Annotated in this window: 17 protein-coding genes; 10 read left to right on the forward strand and 7 right to left on the reverse strand. The window is 66.4% G+C overall.

The features are described from left to right. Window positions 1-4: 4 nt before the first annotated feature. The 4 genes from GON04_RS21570 to GON04_RS21585 form a co-directional block, all read right to left on the reverse strand. Window positions 5-1252, reverse strand: a complete 1248-nt coding sequence (locus GON04_RS21570) for an MFS transporter (protein ID WP_181653700.1) — start codon at window positions 1250-1252, stop codon at window positions 5-7. Then, a complete protein-coding gene (locus GON04_RS21575; RefSeq protein ID WP_157400047.1) occupies window positions 1249-1728 on the reverse strand; it encodes a MarR family winged helix-turn-helix transcriptional regulator in 480 nt (159 codons plus the stop codon). Before GON04_RS21575 ends, GON04_RS21570 begins: the two co-directional genes overlap by 4 nt. Before the next feature lie 108 nt (window positions 1729-1836). Further along, entirely contained in the window at window positions 1837-3159 is a 1323-nt protein-coding gene (locus GON04_RS21580) for a M16 family metallopeptidase (protein ID WP_157400048.1), read from the reverse strand. 38 nt (window positions 3160-3197) lie between these two features. After that, complete coding sequence (locus GON04_RS21585; RefSeq protein WP_157400049.1) at window positions 3198-3482, reverse strand: HU family DNA-binding protein; 285 nt, start codon at window positions 3480-3482, stop codon at window positions 3198-3200. A 196-nt stretch (window positions 3483-3678) separates the two neighbouring features. Here GON04_RS21585 and GON04_RS21590 point away from each other — a divergent pair, with 196 nt between their 5' ends. From GON04_RS21590 to GON04_RS21620, 7 genes are all read left to right on the forward strand, one after another. Beyond that, a complete protein-coding gene (locus GON04_RS21590; RefSeq protein ID WP_157400050.1) occupies window positions 3679-4116 on the forward strand; it encodes an HU family DNA-binding protein in 438 nt (145 codons plus the stop codon). 107 nt (window positions 4117-4223) lie between these two features. Further along, a complete protein-coding gene (locus GON04_RS21595; protein WP_157400051.1) occupies window positions 4224-5255 on the forward strand; it encodes a DUF898 family protein in 1032 nt (343 codons plus the stop codon). Window positions 5256-5613: 358 nt separating this feature from the next. Beyond that, window positions 5614-6009, forward strand: coding sequence for a hypothetical protein (locus GON04_RS21600; protein ID WP_157400052.1), 396 nt, complete (start codon window positions 5614-5616; stop codon window positions 6007-6009). Then, complete coding sequence (locus tag GON04_RS21605) at window positions 6006-6629, forward strand: site-specific integrase (protein WP_157400053.1); 624 nt, start codon at window positions 6006-6008, stop codon at window positions 6627-6629. Before GON04_RS21600 ends, GON04_RS21605 begins: the two co-directional genes overlap by 4 nt. A 118-nt stretch (window positions 6630-6747) precedes the next feature. Next, complete coding sequence (locus GON04_RS21610; RefSeq protein ID WP_157400054.1) at window positions 6748-7371, forward strand: DNA-binding protein; 624 nt, start codon at window positions 6748-6750, stop codon at window positions 7369-7371. Between the two features lie 202 nt (window positions 7372-7573). Then, window positions 7574-8107, forward strand: a complete 534-nt coding sequence (locus GON04_RS21615; RefSeq protein WP_157400055.1) for an ATP-binding protein — start codon at window positions 7574-7576, stop codon at window positions 8105-8107. A 384-nt stretch (window positions 8108-8491) separates the two neighbouring features. Further along, window positions 8492-8923, forward strand: a complete 432-nt coding sequence (locus GON04_RS21620) for a GAF domain-containing protein (protein ID WP_198349378.1) — start codon at window positions 8492-8494, stop codon at window positions 8921-8923. 9 nt (window positions 8924-8932) lie between these two features. On the opposite strand, the gene GON04_RS21625 is transcribed toward GON04_RS21620, so the two are convergent. Continuing rightward, the gene (locus GON04_RS21625) at window positions 8933-9760 is read right to left on the reverse strand and encodes a DUF4198 domain-containing protein (protein WP_198349379.1); all 828 of its coding nucleotides are present in this window, start codon (window positions 9758-9760) and stop codon (window positions 8933-8935) included. Between the two features lie 215 nt (window positions 9761-9975). On the opposite strand from GON04_RS21625, the gene GON04_RS21630 reads away from it, so the two are divergent. Further along, on the forward strand, window positions 9976-11481 hold the full coding sequence (locus GON04_RS21630) for a DUF4331 domain-containing protein (protein ID WP_157400058.1): 1506 nt from the start codon (window positions 9976-9978) through the stop codon (window positions 11479-11481). Between the two features lie 14 nt (window positions 11482-11495). Beyond that, entirely contained in the window at window positions 11496-11795 is a 300-nt protein-coding gene (locus tag GON04_RS21635) for a hypothetical protein (protein ID WP_157400059.1), read from the forward strand. A gap of 741 nt (window positions 11796-12536) precedes the next feature. On the opposite strand, the gene GON04_RS21640 is transcribed toward GON04_RS21635, so the two are convergent. Then, entirely contained in the window at window positions 12537-14429 is a 1893-nt protein-coding gene (locus GON04_RS21640) for a hypothetical protein (protein WP_157400060.1), read from the reverse strand. 358 nt (window positions 14430-14787) lie between these two features. Further along, entirely contained in the window at window positions 14788-14985 is a 198-nt protein-coding gene (locus GON04_RS27290) for a DNA-binding protein (RefSeq protein ID WP_157400061.1), read from the reverse strand. Between the two features lie 288 nt (window positions 14986-15273). Here GON04_RS27290 and GON04_RS21650 point away from each other — a divergent pair, with 288 nt between their 5' ends. Continuing rightward, window positions 15274-15876: a hypothetical protein gene (locus GON04_RS21650; protein WP_157400062.1), complete on the forward strand. Its 603-nt coding sequence runs from the start codon at window positions 15274-15276 to the stop codon at window positions 15874-15876. Window positions 15877-15944: the final 68 nt, after the last annotated feature.

A 15944-nucleotide genomic window follows, 5' to 3' on the forward strand; every position in this document is an offset into this window, starting at 1 on the left:
CACTCTAACCGGTGCGCGCGCCGGCATTCGCGGCCAAGGCCGCGCGCGCTGCCCGGCGTTGGCGCGCCAGCGCCGACAGGCCCACGATCGCGGCGAGGAAGCCCGAGCTGGCGCCGGCCACCAGCGACCAGCGTGGCCCGAGCGTGTTGGCCACCAGCCCGATCAGCGGCGCGCCCAGCGGCGTGCTGCCGGCGGAGACGGCGAGCACCAGCGCGATGACGCGGCCGCGCAGCGCGGGGTCGCACCACAGCTGCGCGGCGCTGTGCGCGGTCGTCGTGAAGGTCTGCGTCGACAGGCCGACGAAGAACAGGGCCACCGCGAACAGCCGGTAGCTGGGCATCACGGCCGCGACCAGGAGGAAGGTGCCGAAGGCCAGGGCGGCCCCCAGCAGGAGTTGCATGCGCGGCTTCTCCCGCCCCGCCGCCATCAGTGCACCGGTCACCGAGCCGACGGCCATGGACGAGGTGAGCAGGCCGAACTGGCTGGCGCCCACATGGAACACCGAGACCGCCATGGTGGAGATGTAGATCGGGAAGTTGATGCCGAAGGCCCCGATCAGGAAGAACATGGCCAGGACCACGCGCAGGTCCGGACGGTGCCAGACATGGCGCATGCCGTCGGCCACGCCGCGGCGCTGGCCGCCGCCGGCCACCCGTGGATGGAATTGACCAGGACGCAGCAGGGCCAGGGCCCCCAGCACGGCCACGAAGGACAGCGCGTTGAGCATGAAGACCCAGCCGCAACCGACGGCGGCGATGAGGACGCCCGCAACCGCAGGCCCGACCATGCGGGCCGCGTTGAACGACGTGGAGTTCAGCGCCACCGCGTTCGACAGGTGGGCGTCGCCCACCAGCTCGGCCACGAAGCTCTGGCGGGTGGGGGCGTCGAAGGCGGTGACGCACCCGAGCAGGAAGGCGAACAGGTAGACATGCCACAGCTGCACCGCATCCAGCAGCGTCAGCACGCCCAGCCCGAGCGCGAGCAGCGCCATGGCGGCCTGCGTGAAGAACAGCAGCTTGCGCCGGTCGAGCCCGTCGGCCACGTAGCCGGTGAGCGGCAGCAGCAGGAACTGCGGTCCGAACTGCAGGCTCATCACGATGCCCACCGCCGTGGCGTCCTGGTTGGTCAGCTGCGTGAGGACGATCCAGTCCTGGGCCGTGCGCTGCATCCAGGTCCCCACGTTGGAGACCAGGGCGCCGGCCGCCCACAGCCGGTAGTTGTAGCCCGCGAGGGAGCGGAAGGTGGTCCTCACGGCCCGGATGCCCCGCCCGCGGCGGCGGGCTGCGAGTGGACGACGCGGTTCAGCAGCGCGAGGGCGCGTGCCAGCTCCTGCTGTTCACGCGCGCTGAGTTCCGCGTGGATCGCGCGCAGCAGCCAGTCCTGCTTGGCCGCGCGGTTCTGGCGGATCCACTTGCGGCACGCCGGCGTGAGCGACAGCAACGTCTGGCGCCCGTCCGCCGGGTCGGGCGTGCCCGTCACCAGGCCGGCCTCCTGCAATGCGGCGACGGTCGCGCCCATGGACTGGGGACGGATGCCGGCGACCCGCGCGAGCGCACTGACGGTGAGGGGGCCCTGGCGTTCCAGCCGCCGCAACACGGCGACCTGGGAAGGCGGCAGGTCGCCCGCATCGGCCTGCTCGCGCAGCCGCCGCCGCAGGTTGCCCACGAGCTCATGCAGCTCGACGGCCAGCTGCGCGGGAAGGTCGGGCTGGGAAGTGTCGGTGGCCATGCGGGTGCTGACTAGGAAGGCTAGCTGTGAAGGTTACCTTCATATCTGCACGGCGTCAGGAAGGACCGGCGATGGCCACGCCGGCCGCAAGGAGAAAGGCTGTTCCGGCTAACGGTCGGCGGCCGCCAGGGAGGCCACCAGCTGGCGCGCGCCCCGGGCACTGGCGCCCTTGCCGGTGATCGCCAGCGCGATCGGGTTGGCCAGCATGCGCTCGAACACCGCCCGCACTTCGTCCGCGTCGATGTCGTCGATCAGGGCGAGCGCTTGCGGTATCGACGTGACGGTCCCGCTGGCGAAGAGCTCCTCGACCGCCTGTTCCATGGTGGCATAGGTCCTCTCGCCGGCGCGCACGCGCGACACCGTCAGCTGGTTCTTGGCCCGCTCCAGGTGCACCGGGTCGATGGCGCCGGCCTGCGCCCGCAGCAGGCGGCCGGTGGCCGTCACCAGCGCATCGAGCTTGTCCGGTGTCGTGACCGCCTGCACCACGAAGTTGGCCCAGGCGTCTCCGCTGTCCACCGTCGAATGGGCCGTGTAGGCCAGGCCGAGCTGCTCGCGCACCGTGTCCACCAGGGGAGCTGACATCCCGCCGCCGAACAAATTGGCGGCCAGCGAAGCCGCCAGGCGCCAGCGCTGCTGCGGCAGCTGGTCCTGCGCCGCCGGCGCCAGCGGGTAGGCCATGTTCAGGAACACCTGCGAGACCTGCGTGAAGCGCCGGCCCAGGGCATGGCCGACGTAGGTCGCCGGCACGACGGGCCGCGCGTCGGCGCGGGCCGCCGATGCCGGCATCGCGGCGAAGAGCTCGGCGGCCAGGGCCAGCCAGGCGGCGACGTCGAAGTTGCCGGCCGCGGCGACGACGGTCTTGTCCGCCGCGTAGTGGGCTTGCACGTGGCCGACCAAGTCCTGGCGGCTGAAGCGTTCGATGTTCGCCACGGTGCCGATCACCGGCATTCCCATCGGATCGTCGCCCCAGATCGCACGGTCCAGCAGGTCGCTGGAGCTCTCCTGCGGGTCTTCCTCGTACTCGATCGCCTCCTGGCGGATCACCTCCAGCTCGCGCTGCAGTTCGGCTTCGGGGAAGGTGCTGTTCAGGACAATGTCGGCCGTCATGCGCAGCAGTTGCTCCGCGTGCCGGCCCAGGCCCGTCATGAAGTAGCCGGTCGTGTCCTTGCCGGTGAACGCATTGACGTCCGCGCCCAGCCGCTCGGCATCCAGGTTGATGGCCTGCACGGACCGGGTGGTCGTTCCCTTGAACGCCATGTGCTCCAGGACGTGGCCGATGCCGTTGGTGGCCGGCGTCTCGTCGCGCGAGCCCACGTGCAGGAACACGCCGATGCTGGCGCTGCGCACATGGGGCATGGGGATGGCCAGCAGCCTGACCCCGTTGGCGAGCGTGCGCAGGACCGGCGTGCCCGCCGCGGTGTCGTGAACCATGGCGGCATTGTCGCTGCGGGCGGCGCCGCAGCAGGAGGTCAGTCGCTCCGGTTGTTGACGGCGCCCTTCAGCGCGGCACCCGGGATGAACCGCACGGTCGTGGACGCGGCGATCGTCAGGGCCTCGCCCGTCTTGGGATTGCGGCCGGCGCGCTCCGCCCGGTCAGCCCTCTTGAAGCTGCCGAAGCCGGGAATCACGATCTCTCCGCCTTTCGCGAGCTCGTCGGAGACGATCTTGACGAAGGCATCGATGGACCGGAGGGCGGATGCCTGAGTCTGGTCGGTGGTGGAAGCCAAAGATTGCACGAGCTCGGTCTTGTTCATCGATGGGTCCTTCATGGAAAGCCGGCAGTGTAGGCACCCCAACGCTCGGGCTGGGGTCCGGAGTAACACCCCGTTGCGCCGGCTCGGCCTGGTTGCATCGGTTCCATGCACGTGATTTGCCTTGCCTGCCGGCGCCGAACTTAGAATCGCCGGACCTCGAATCGCGAGGCAAAGACCAACCAATCACAAGGCAACCATGGCAACTGCGAAGAAATCGACCAAGACTGCATCCACCCCGAAGGCTGCTGCCGGCAAGACCAAGGCGCCCGCGAAGGCGGCCCGCAAGGCAGCTCCCACCAAGGCGGCTGCCGGCCCGATGAAGCCCATCAAGGAAGTGTTCAACAAGAGCAGCCTGGCCACCCACCTGGCCGAGACCACCGGTGTCGAGCCCAAGGCCGTCAAGGCCGTGATGGCCGCGCTCGAGAGCACGATGATCGCGTCCGTCAATCGCAAGGGCGCCGGCAGCTTCCAGCTCCCGGGCCTGCTGAAGGTCACGGCGATCGCGGTGCCGGCCAAGAAGGCGCGCAAGGGCATCAACCCGTTCACCAAGGAAGAGACGGTCTTCAAGGCCAAGCCCGCCTCGGTGAAACTGAAGGTGCGCCCGCTCAAGAAGCTGAAGGACGCCGCGGCCTAACGCGCGCTCCCCGCCCTGTTGGCAACGGCCGTCCCCGCGACGGCCGTTCTTCTTTCCGGCCACGGCCTCCCGCCCCGGCCGTGCCGCGGCCCCTCACAATCGCCGGCATGCGTGCAGTGGCGGTCGCCTTCACGGGCAGCGGCGAGGAACTGCGCCGGCGTTCCCGCCGCGACTTCCTCATCAACGTCGTCCTCGGCGGCCTCTACACGCCGGTGGCCCGCCGCCACACGGCGGACTACCTCGCGAGCCGGACCACCATCGATGGCGCGCCCATCGAGCACGTGCCGGTCGCGCGCCGGCGCTGGCCGGCGATCGTGCTGGTCGCCGCCTTCGTTGCCCTGCGGGTGGCCGACGAGTTCGGACATGGTCCCCCGCTGCCCCTGCTGATCGTCGGCGCCGTCCTGTTCTTTCCCGTCCTGTGGACCACCGCAGCGGCAAGAACCATCGACGCGATCCAGTGGCGTGGGATGCGGCTGACCTTCGAAGCCCCGATGGCCGAGGTCTATCGCGCCAGCTGGCCGCTCCTGCTGCTGGGAGTCGCCTGGGCCTTCGCGCAGCCGCAGGTCGCCGCCCGTGCCGCCGCCGCATCCATGACCGACCTGCAGTGGCTGCTCGGGACAGCCGCAGCGGCTGCGGTCGCATGGCCGCTGCTCGCCTGGCAGGCCTTCAACCTGCGGCGGCTGCGCTTCACGCACACCCGTCTGGCGCAGGCGCCGATCGCCTGGGCCGCCCGCCTGCCGGCCTACCTGCGACAGTGCTTTCTGAGCGGTGTGGTGCTGCTGGCGACGGCGGTCGCGCCGGTGCTGCTCCTGCGTACGGTCCTCTTCGGCTCGCTCACCCTCCAGCGGCTGCCGGTGACCGAGGCCGCACTCGTCTACGGCGCCGCCTTCGTCCTGCTGCTGGCGCTGTCCGCGCCGGCGCGGGCGTGGCACGAAGCAAGGATGCACGTGCTCACCTGGGATGGGCTGCGCGTCACGGGCACTGCACGCATCGACTGCGTCCTCGACGTCCGGACATTCGTCCGCCTGCGCACGCTGGACGCCTGGCGCACGATCGGGACGTTGGGATGGCACCGGGCGCAGGCCGTGGTGCGCGCGTACCAGGCCAAGCTGGCATCGCTGCGGGTTTGGGTCGAGTAGGTTTGCTCGGGCCTGCGCGACGCACGGCACCTTCTCGACAGGAGACACACGCTGGAGCGAGTGTTCCGAGCTGAAAAAAAAGCGCCCACTGGTGAGTGGGCGCTTTTCCGCGGCGGACCGCTGATTTTGGCGGAGTGGACGGGATTCGAACCCGCGACCCCCGGCGTGACAGGCCGGTGGCAGAAGTGAGATCTGGCGCGGGCTGGCGGCCGATTCGGAATTCCAAAAATCCCAAGTTCGACCCTTGTTCGTCGCGGGGGCTCCAGGAATGCATTCCAAAAATTCCCGATGCCCCGGGTCGCCGGATCGACGCACAGCCTGGTCTGGCGATCGCGGCCAGCAAACCGTTTGCGCGAGGGTGGAGACCAACAAGTCCGCCGATTGCGCAGGTCTGCACAGCGCCCAACTGTTGGGCATTCAGTATACCACCGCAACTCTTGAACTAGCTCTTTCCTATCTCTCTTCACTTCATCAACTTCATCAACCTCTGGAGCGCAACGTGAGCGTCAAAGCAGTCGCCGGCAAGACCGGCATGATCAACTTTCGGGCCCCGATGTGGCGCGGTAGCCGCTACTTCTGGCCCCGAACCTTCGACCAACAAAGTCTGGCCCAACAGTGGCACGGCCAGGCACTCGCTGCGGCGATGGCCGGCAGCCTCTCGACGCGCGCCGCGCGCCAAGACCGGACGGCTGAGAAGGCACCGCCGCGGATTCAGTTCGCCTCTGTGCAATTCACGTCGTGGAGCGCAGCATGAGAGTCAAGACAACCGATGCGGCCCTGCGCGCCGTCGGCCTCGACAGCCCCCTGGGCATTCTGATCCAGGTGCTGGACGAGACTGGCTGCCGTCCGAAAGAAGTGAGCGAGGCCCATGGCTCGCAGGTGACCTTCTTCTATGACGAAGAAGGGCACCTCTTCGGCGGCCGCCTGCACCTGTTCAAGCACAAGACGTATCACAAAACGGCAACGAGACGAGACGTGCAGCTGTCGCTGGTTGCTGCCCAGCTCCTGCTGGACCGCAAGAAGCTACACGGAAACGGCCCCCTGTTCCCCGCCTTCAATGGTCCGGATGACATCTGCAAGCAGATCGAAGCCGCCTGTGAGGCCGCGGGCGTGTCCGATTTCCAGAGCAAGGACCTGCGCCCGGCTTCCTCAACCGCAACAAGTACACGGTGTCCGAGCTCGACCTGCGCAAGATCTTCGGCGTCACCCAAGCTGGACCGTGAGGAGCCACACGAGGCGCTCCGAGCGGCCGAGGAAGCCACGGGGCACAAGCGCCTGAACACGATCAAGCGCTACGTCGTCCCGAACCTGCGGGCGTCCATGGCCGCGGACCCGGAGTCGGCGCCGGCGCGCCCCGCGCGGCCGCGTCGCTAGGCGGCCAGCTCCTGCCTCGACGAGCCCATCTCCTGCCCCGTCCTGACCCGCAAGTGCTCGCGCTGCAGCGCGCGCTCGGGTTCTCGATGCAGCAGTTCATCTGACCGAGGAGCACACCATGAAAAAGTTAGCCACCAAGGAAGCGGTCTTCGCCGCCTGCGACGAGCTGCACGCCCAGGGCGTGGAGCCGACCCTCCGCCGCCTGCAGGCCCGCACCGGCGGCAGCTACAGCAGCATCGGGCCAGAACTGGAGAAATGGAACGAGGAGCGCAACGCTGCGCCGCCGCCGCCCGAGATCGCGGCCAGGACAGATCGGTTCGCCCGCGTCCTGTGGAGGGCAGCCAAGGAGGAAGCGGATCGGCAAGTGCAGCAACTGCGACAGGCAGCGCAGACCCAGGTGCAGAAGGCCACCTCGGAGCTCACCTTCGCGCAGGAGCACATCGGACAGCTGGAGCGCCAAGGCGAGCAGCTGCAGCAGCAGCTCACGATCGCCCTGCAGACCATCGAGCGGGAGCGCTCGCACGGCCACTTCCTGACGCAGCGGCTCGATCGCCTCGAAGCGCAGAACAGCCAAGTCACCCAGGCCCTGGAGCTGGCGCGCACCCAGGCGCAGGAGCAACTGGCTCGCGCGGCAACCCTGGAGGGGCAGTGCGAGTCGCTGCGCCAGCAGCTGCTGGACGCGATGGCCCGGCTGCAGGGCACCCAGCCAGCACCGAAGCAGCGGCGCAACGCCGCGACCTGACCGCCGCGCTACGGTAATTACCGTAGCAACCGTAGCGCGGACACCTGGTGCCGCTCAGGCTTCCTGGTTGGATCCCAGGACGAGCGGCCGGCGGGCCCGCGCGCGATTGCGAAATTTTCGTTCGTTGTCATCGCTATTCAATGAACGCCGCCCGGGGATGGGCTTCGCAAGCGGCGCCAACCCAACTTGCACTGGAGCAATCGTGAAAGTCATCGAAGGCCGCACCTACAACACCGACACCGCCGAACTCGTGGCCTACTGGAGCTTCGGCTACTCGGGCGACTTCTACTGGGAGGAGACGGGCCGGGCGGTCGTAGCCGGCAAATCGCATGAGCTCTCGACCCAGTTGCGGGCCGAGCCCATCTGGGTCATTGCGGACGCCTCCAGGATGGAGCAGGTCTTTTCGAACCTGATCCAGAACGCGGCTCGCTACACGCCACCGGGTGGCAGCATCCAGATCTCGTCGCGGGCCGACGCGGAGTCGGCGATCGTCGACGTTGTCGACAGCGGCATCGGGATCCCGGGCGATCTGTTGCCACACATCTTTGACCTGTTTGTCCAGGGCGCTCCCGACCGGGTGAAGGAGGGAGGCCTGGGCATCGGCTTGACGCTCGTCCATCGCCTGGTGTCGGAGCATCAGGGCCAGGTGGAGGTGCGCAGCCTCGGGGCCGGGCATGGCAGCCCATTCACCGTCATCCTGCCCCGGATCGGTGCAGAGCCGGAACCCTCGCAGTAGCAGCGACTAACTAGACGACCCTGCGCAGCGATCGGCGTGTCCCGCGTAATAGCCGGGGCCGCAACGGCGACTACCTGAGCCCGAAGCCCGGGTCCAGCTTGCTGCAGGTGAAGCTGACTTAGCGTGACTGGAGGCCAACTGCGCCAACGGACCACGAGTGCCCGCGCAGCCAACCATTGGTTCCGGTCGATCACAAACCGAGCTTCGCGATATGACCGCGAGCCGTCACTCCGGCTCGTTGAATCCCGGCAGGAGCCGGCGGCTTATTCGCGCTTCGCCGTTGTCGGTAGTGCAAATGGATTGGTGTCCGACATCTGATGGCCGGACCGGCCAATAGAGTACGGTGTGACTTCCGTTGGCCGAACCTCTACCTTCCGGGATGTGTTGGTCCGCGACGGCCTGTACGCTGCGCTCGGGTTCCTGAATAACCGCGTCGACTTCCGCTTTACCGGCGTGTACCGCTTCGACGGCGCGATCTTGCGCAACGTCTGCCTGTTCGACCGCGAGGCCCCGGGCGAGTCCGGTGGCCAGGATGCGCCGGTGAGCCAGACCTACTGCGGCATCACCGGGTCGGGCGGCGATGTCCTGAATGTCGAGAACGGCCAGGTCGATCCGCGCTTCCCCTGGATGCAGGGCAGCGCGGTGATTGCCTACTGCGGCGTGCCGGTGTTCGAGCCGCGTGGAGACGTCATCGGGACGGTGTGCCACTTCGACCTGCGACCGTGCCGTATCCCGAAGGCGGAATTGCCCACGATTCGAACCGCTGCAGGGCTGGTGTGGACCTACTGCCTGGCGGCGGACGCCACCATCTGCTGATCCGGGCGCTCAGCGCAACTCGATTGCGAGGGTGACGAAGCGGCTGGCCCATCGGTCGACTTCGCCAGGCGCGGGGCGAAGGTCCGTGCCGCGCAACAGCCACCGGCCCGGAAATGGCAGCGATTCGCGCAGGCGCCCCTGCCCGTCAGTGCGGCGCCAGATTCCTACCGGGCTGCGCGCGCTGACGAATTCGACCGGAAAGTCCGCGAGCGGCGTGCCATCGCGCAGCACTTGGAATTGCAGCGGTGCACGCGCAGCAAGCGCTTGTTCGCCCAGCACCACGATCTCCAGCGGCAGGCCGGCCGGCTTGCGGGCCTGCAACCGCAGCGTCGTCTGCGCCTCAGCCGCCGCCGCCAGCTCGATGCGCGCGAACTTCCGGTAGGTCTCCTGCCAGCGCAGGCCGCGCGCCTGCTGATCGGCCCATGCCTGCCGCGTCGCCGCAGGGGCCTGGATGTCATTGAAGTAGACCTGCACCAGGGCCGGGTCGATGACAACGTCGAGCGCGCCGAGCTCGACCCAGCATGCCAGCGGCTGCAAGCCCCCCGTGGGCACCAGTGGCAGCGAGCGCGGCCCGGCCATGCCGGCCTGCAGCGTGACCACGCTCTCACCATCGGTGCAATGCGACTGCTTCACGTTGTCGGGGCCGACGCCCACGTCCATTACGGGGAACCGGTTGCCGGTACCGATCTCCAGCGACGCGCCGCCTGGCATCGCACGAATCCAGCTGTCATGCGCCCAACTCGCCTGGGCCACGACGCATGCCCATCCGAGGATGAGGCGAAACAGGGTGCGGGAGAGGAGGTTCAGGGAAGGGACCGGAGGGCGGTGCTGCCCCACGCTAGTCTGGCCGGTGAACGGTTCCTGTCGGTACCAACCGCCATGTCGCGTCATCTGCGTCTGCTCAGGATGTGTCGTGGCAGCAGCACCTTATTACGTCCGCGAACGTGGGCGGCAACGACTGTCCTACAAGGCGAGGGAAGGACGGGCTCCAAGAATGAAACCGCACGAGTCATATCGAGACCGAGCAGTTCAAATCCTCACAGGAGAACCCGATGAAAGCAACCCTGCGCCTGTTGCCGGCATGCATGCTGGCCCTGGCCGCCACTGGATCCCTGGCTTCCAGCCACCGTGAATCGCCGGCATTGACCGGCATGCCCAAGCTCGACGCCACGGACCTGTACATGTTCCGAAGCTACGAAACCGGACGGCAGGACTTCGTCACCGTCCTGGCCAACTACATGCCGTTCCAGGATCCCCAGGGCGGCCCCAACTTCTCCATGTTCGATCCCGACGCGCTGTACGAGATCCACCTGGACAACAACGGCGACGCCGTCGAGGACCTGACCTTCCAGTTCCGCTTCAAGAACACATCCAAGGCTGCCGCGCTCACCGTCGGCGGCAAGTCGGTCAAGATTCCCCTCATCAACAGCAACACGATCAGCGGCATCAACCCGGCCAGCCTGAACGTGCGCGAAACCTTCACGGTCGACATGGTGCGCGGTGACCGCCGTTCGGGCACCCGAAGCAGCGTCAGCAAGGCCTCCGGCACTGGCGACTTCGACAAGCCGGCCGACAACATCGGCGAGAAGACCTTCGCGGCCGGCTACGCGGCGTACGCGAACCTGCACATCTACAGTGTCAACATCCCCGGCTGCGCCACGCCCGGGCGCGTGTTCGTCGGCCAGCGCAAGGAGCCGTTCTACATCGCGGTCGGCAAGACCTTCGACCTGATCAACCTGAATCCGCTCGGCCCGGAGGTCGGCGGCAACAACAACGACCTGGAAGGCAAGAACGTCAGCACCATCGCGATGGAACTGCCGATCTCGTGCGTGACCAGCGCCGGCGAACCCGTGATCGGCGCCTTCACCACCGCCAGCGTGCGGCAGGCACGGCTGGCCAACGGCAACCCCGGCAGTGGCCTGGGCAACGCAGCCAAGTCGGGCGGCGCCTGGACCCAGGTTTCGCGGCTTGGTATGCCGCTGGTCAATGAGGTGGTCATCGGTCTGGATGACAAGGATAGGTTCAACGCGTCCAAGCCCAAAGACGACGCGCAGTTCGCCGACTACGTCACCAACCCGACGCTGCCGGCACTGATTCAAACGCTGTTCCCGTCCGCGCCGGCGCCCACCAACTTCCCGCGCACTGACCTCGTGACCGTGTTCCTGAAGGGCATCAAGAACGTCAACCAGCCGGCCAACGTGGTCGCCAGCGAGATGCTGCGCCTGAACACCTCCATCGCCCCGGCCGCCGCTGGAGCGCAGAATCCGCTGGGCGTGGCCGCCGGCGACAATGCCGGCTTCCCGAACGGCCGTCGGCCCGCCGACGATGTGGTCGACTTGTCGCTTCGAGTGGCCATGGGTGCACTCTGCGCGCTGACCGGAGCGACGGACACGCTGCAGGTGGGCTGCAAGCCCGCGGATGCACCCGCCGGCACGGCGGCGCTGACCGATGGCGTGCGCAAGACGGCCGCCAACTACGACACCGTCTTCCCGTACCTGACGGCGCCGCTGCCGGGCAACCTGAACCCGGCGCCCGCTGGCGGCACAACCTTCCCCTGAGCGGAGGCTCGGCCATGAAGACCAGAACTTTGCTGACGCTGGCCGCCACCTGCTTCGCACTCACCGCTTGCGGCGGTGGCGGCGGTGACGGCGGCGGCACAACGACCACTACCACCAACAACGGCGGCGGCACGACGCCGTCCACCACAAACAACAGCGGCAGCGGCGTACCCCAATCCGCGCAGGCTAGTGTGGCCGGATTGATCGCCTACCTGCAATCGCTGATCGCCGGCACCAACGAAACTGCCACGCCGGTGTCGCTGGAGGGTGTGACACTGCCGGTGGACGACACCGTCGGCTCGACGCCGATCTGACGACTCCCTGGGCAGGTTGTCACCTGCCACGAGGGGAGCTCCGCTGACGGGCGACGTGGTAGCCGCCCCGGACGACGAGCAAGTAGCGAGAACTATTGATCTGCGGTACACCATCTTGCGCGGGCCGACGTCTTCTAGTTTCATCGTCGGCTTGTTCACCCCCGCGGCGGGAAGGCTTCGGGGGTGTTTTCTTTTTCGCTTGGATTCCTTTCGGACGCTGCTTCTGTCAGCGCTGAGTCCCAGCGGGCCAGCTCAGCGCTCAACCCAGCGGAGCGCGATGCAGCACATTCGCTGCTGTGTCTACGCCTTCGGGTGCTGTCAGCTCTCGCGCGTCATCGGCAGGACGGCGCGCCTCATCCGGCACCCGCGGAGCCCCACCATAACGGCAGCGAGCGAACCCAGGACGGCGCAGCAATGCGAGGCCCCCTTCCGCGGCGTGAGTCTTCGCCTACGCCCGCCTGATGAGGCCGGCGCCCCCAAGTACCGCCAGATATCTGCGCGGCTTTCAGCGTTGATCACCGCCGTTCCAAAGGCACTTGCAGCCTCAGCATTTAGACCTAAGCAGCGGGGGGAAATTGGCGCTTACGGCGCAGCGTCCCCATTCAGCGCCCCATACGAGCTCTTATGAGTTGCGTATGCAAGATCATCCGCCCGTATGGCGCCAGATCATGCCTAGAGTGCCCCAGCTAATCAAACGGGCCTGCAACAGCTGAGCTGCGAACGACCCGACCCAGGCAAAGATCACAGCCCAGAGAGCGCTTTAGTCATCATCTCGTCCAGCCACCGCGCAGCATCGTCGCTCGCAAGGTGAGCGTAATTCTTGCGCACAGTTTCTTCGCGATCGTGAAGCACGTATGCCGCAGCGGCCCACGCATTGGGATGCATTTTCAGTATCGTCGTGGCGACGATGTGCCTCATGGTTTGCGGACCGACCCCAGGGCAATCACTGAAGTACCGCTTCGAGATGTTCTCGAATTGCCGGTTCAGGCTGTACATGGGCCCATCCGGGGATTTGCTTGAAACGAACAGGTAGGGGTTCGAAGGGCTTGCCAACATCTTTCTGTACGTGTCGCGATAGGCCTCAATATCGCTCCAGAGCTCTCGACGCACCGGCATGTCATACGCACGGTCTTTGGCTGCTCCGGCCAGGTTTTTAAAGTCCTTCTTGTCGATCGCGATTCGCCAGACTCCGTTCACCTCCCGGAGCTGCGCCGGTTCGCCCGAGGGGCTTGGTGCGATTGTGAGCAGAATGAGGTTCTTGGCCCGCAGGGGGTTGGAGGTCAGGAGCTTGACCATCAGTCGGTCGCGCGCCCAGATGGCTTCGGCCATTCCCCCGGTGCTCGGCCGTACAGCATCCATCCGCTTGGTCGCATCCTTGATGGCCGCCAAAGGATTCGGGAGGGACAGGATGGCGGCCACAGGCGCGCTCGGGTCACGCGACAGCTCGCACGTGCTTTCGATGTGCTGAATGAGCTGGCGAGCCCCCTCGTGGGCGGAACGGCACGTGGCATTCCAGGCGAGTTCGTCCCGAGCGTCTGGGTGCACGGGGAAGCGGTTGCGACACTGCGTCAGATAGCCGGTCACGGGATGGCAAATGCTCGCAGCCAATTTCAGGATGCTGCAAATGCCACGATGAAGGACACCTCCGGCTCGGGCGACCCGCCACTCGATGTATGCCTCCAGGTGCTCGCGGTTCAGAAGGGATGCCAGCGACTGCACGGCCTCTGCGGGCAGGCCCGCGCCGCCCGATTCAACGGCCAAGGAAAGCCATCCCACGTACTGGGAGAAATGCGTCCAGGTGATTGCGGCCGTCTGGCAAATGGTCCTCTGTCCAAGGAACGTCACGGATTCGAACCACTGGACCTTGTCTTCGGGTTTCACGGGGCGGCTGGTCGTGTTCCATTTGCCCCTTTTCTGCCGCTTCAGGCCCGACGCGGTCAGGCTGGTCTTGTGAAGGAGAAAGTCTTTCCACTCCTTGACCAAGGTCTCGCACGGATCCTTCAAGCGGTACTTCAGCTTGATTTGCTCGCCGAGGCGGGCTCTGTAGGCAATCTTCGGCGGTTCTGCCTCACTGGCGGACTCAGATCCGGCGGACGGTCGCGCAATGGGCAGCAGATCGGTCAGGGTCCCGGGAGGTTGCCCAAAGAACCGCTCCAGGCTCTGCAGATGACCGAGCTTCCCGCGTTGGGGAAGGCTTCCCCTGAGCCAGCGCTTGAGGCTTGCGTGCGGAACGCGTGCGCGTGAGGCAACGGTCTTGAGCGGCAGGCCCCCATCCAACAGTTCTCGCAGAGCACGTTGCAGCGGCGTCTCGGTGCCACCTTGCGCTGCCGCCTGCCTGTCGAGCTCCAATACCAGCGCGCGCCACTGCTTGACCAACGACTTTCGGTTGCGGATGTATGCCCCTGGCCGGCCCTCCTCCCGAAGTGCTTTGACGTGGGCGGCCACCTGTTTGTAATAGCTGGCGCGCAGGTGTGTGCCGATGAGGCTGTCATCTCGAAATCCACGCTCAGCCATGAACTGGACAAGCGCACTCATCGCGTTCGGCAGTGAGCTGGCGGAGACGGCGTCGCCAGATCGCGAGCGCTCGATCATCACATTCTTGAGTTGTGCAAAGGTCAGGGGAGGAAGGGTCATCGGTCGCTTTGGCGCCCGAAACCTGTGGCGTTCCCCTGCCGGCGTAGTGTCATCAAGCGGCACCGGGGCTGTGTAATGACGCTTGAGCTGCTCAAGCCGTCTTTCTTGACCTTTTTCTTTCACGTCCAGCTCCTTTCCTTTGCAAGGAAGGCGCTGTGCGTGTCATTAACAGTGGATGTGGTGACCTGGCACACCAGATTCGGGCGAATGGGTTGAACACTCGCGATGGGTGTAGGCCCGTGCGTTTAGGCGTCGGCGCCTTGCCGGCCTGACGCCAGGTGCCGCAATGAGGGGTGCACAGAAACGGATCCCGAGATGCAAAGGAAGGCGGCCCCGATCGGGGCCGCCATAGATCACGTCACTTCTTTCGGGGTCGCGGACGCGTGGCATAGCCAAGGGTCCGCAAATGCTCCTGGATGGTGTCGAAGCTGCCCGTTCCTAGTTCGAGCCGTACATTGGACGGCCCCACTTTGCGGCCCTGCAACTCAAGCTCCCGGCACGCCCGTCTCACGTCCTCCAAAGTGATGCCGGGTCGGCCACGTCCCTTCTTGCCCATGCTGTCCTTCGTTGCGCGGGGACGTCCCCCGCACACCGTCTAGCAATGGGCACAAGGCAAAGGATCTCGTTCGATCGGCACGCTCCGGCGAAGACCCAGCGAAGCGGCTACTCCGACGGACGTCACATGGGCGCAGGCAGGCATTCCATGTGAGGAGACGGGCTCTCGATAGGCAGTCGACGCGTTCGATGGAGGACTCTCTTCGCGCCTTGAATTTCGTAATGGAAATTTCTTGCCGCGCGCGGCATCGTGGGCGAGCATTGCTGCCCAGAAGTAGTTTTTCGCGCAATGAAGGAATCAGAGAACCTCGCCGACCGCGTGAACGTCGCGATCGAAGAAGGCCGACTTGTTGACGGCCAACTAGTGCACTCACGGACGCCGGAGGACCCAGCCTGTACGGACCACTGGAACCTCATAACCCCCATCCCGCGCCAGGCCTATTCGTGCTTTCAAGCGGCACGATCGTCCGCGGCGATCACGACCGACCTGATCGGCAGAGACGGAGAGAGCGCGTTCTGGGTCGTGGCCTACCAGGCTAAGAAGGTTCAGCATCGAATCGTGCTTCCGCTGGCCGGCGCCTTCGTCGGATCCCTCTTGGCCGGCATCCCTCACAGCAGCGTCGGCTTGGTCATGCACACGGGCCTTCCGACGCCATTTCTCGAGGCGCGCCTGAGCATCTCCGACGACATGCTTTCGGATCTGCGAGAGAAGCACAACACCGCCGTAGACGAAGGGCGTCTCATAGAGGAGCATGCACGAGCCTTGGCACATATCCTGGCCCCCTCGTCCCTGGACCCCGCGCACGGGATGCCGCGCCCCACCACCATTTCCGTCTCGAGCGTGCTACCGCTTGAATACTGGAACGAGCTCGAGCTGACATTCGGGGCTTGATCGGCGACAAGCCGGCATGAGTTGATTGAACGAATCGAGTCGACGCGATCGCCGGCCCCAACGTGGTT

This window comes from Ramlibacter pinisoli (assembly GCF_009758015.1).
GTDB lineage: Bacteria > Pseudomonadota > Gammaproteobacteria > Burkholderiales > Burkholderiaceae_C > Ramlibacter > Ramlibacter pinisoli.

Excerpts from the sequence above, each read along its gene's own strand:
- GON04_RS21575 (WP_157400047.1), bottom strand. The coding sequence starts at position 1,728 with ATGGCCACCGACACTTCCCAGCCCGACCTTCCCGCGCAGCTGGCCGTC.
- GON04_RS21580 (WP_157400048.1), bottom strand. The coding sequence starts at position 3,159 with ATGGTTCACGACACCGCGGCGGGCACGCCGGTCCTGCGCACGCTCGCC.
- GON04_RS21585 (WP_157400049.1), bottom strand. The coding sequence starts at position 3,482 with ATGAACAAGACCGAGCTCGTGCAATCTTTGGCTTCCACCACCGACCAG.
- GON04_RS21590 (WP_157400050.1), top strand. The coding sequence starts at position 3,679 with ATGGCAACTGCGAAGAAATCGACCAAGACTGCATCCACCCCGAAGGCT.
- GON04_RS21595 (WP_157400051.1), top strand. The coding sequence starts at position 4,224 with ATGCGTGCAGTGGCGGTCGCCTTCACGGGCAGCGGCGAGGAACTGCGC.
- GON04_RS21605 (WP_157400053.1), top strand. The coding sequence starts at position 6,006 with ATGAGAGTCAAGACAACCGATGCGGCCCTGCGCGCCGTCGGCCTCGAC.
- GON04_RS21610 (WP_157400054.1), top strand. The coding sequence starts at position 6,748 with ATGAAAAAGTTAGCCACCAAGGAAGCGGTCTTCGCCGCCTGCGACGAG.
- GON04_RS21630 (WP_157400058.1), top strand. The coding sequence starts at position 9,976 with ATGAAAGCAACCCTGCGCCTGTTGCCGGCATGCATGCTGGCCCTGGCC.
- GON04_RS21635 (WP_157400059.1), top strand. The coding sequence starts at position 11,496 with ATGAAGACCAGAACTTTGCTGACGCTGGCCGCCACCTGCTTCGCACTC.
- GON04_RS21640 (WP_157400060.1), bottom strand. The coding sequence starts at position 14,429 with ATGACCCTTCCTCCCCTGACCTTTGCACAACTCAAGAATGTGATGATC.
- GON04_RS27290 (WP_157400061.1), bottom strand. The coding sequence starts at position 14,985 with ATGGGCAAGAAGGGACGTGGCCGACCCGGCATCACTTTGGAGGACGTG.
- GON04_RS21650 (WP_157400062.1), top strand. The coding sequence starts at position 15,274 with ATGAAGGAATCAGAGAACCTCGCCGACCGCGTGAACGTCGCGATCGAA.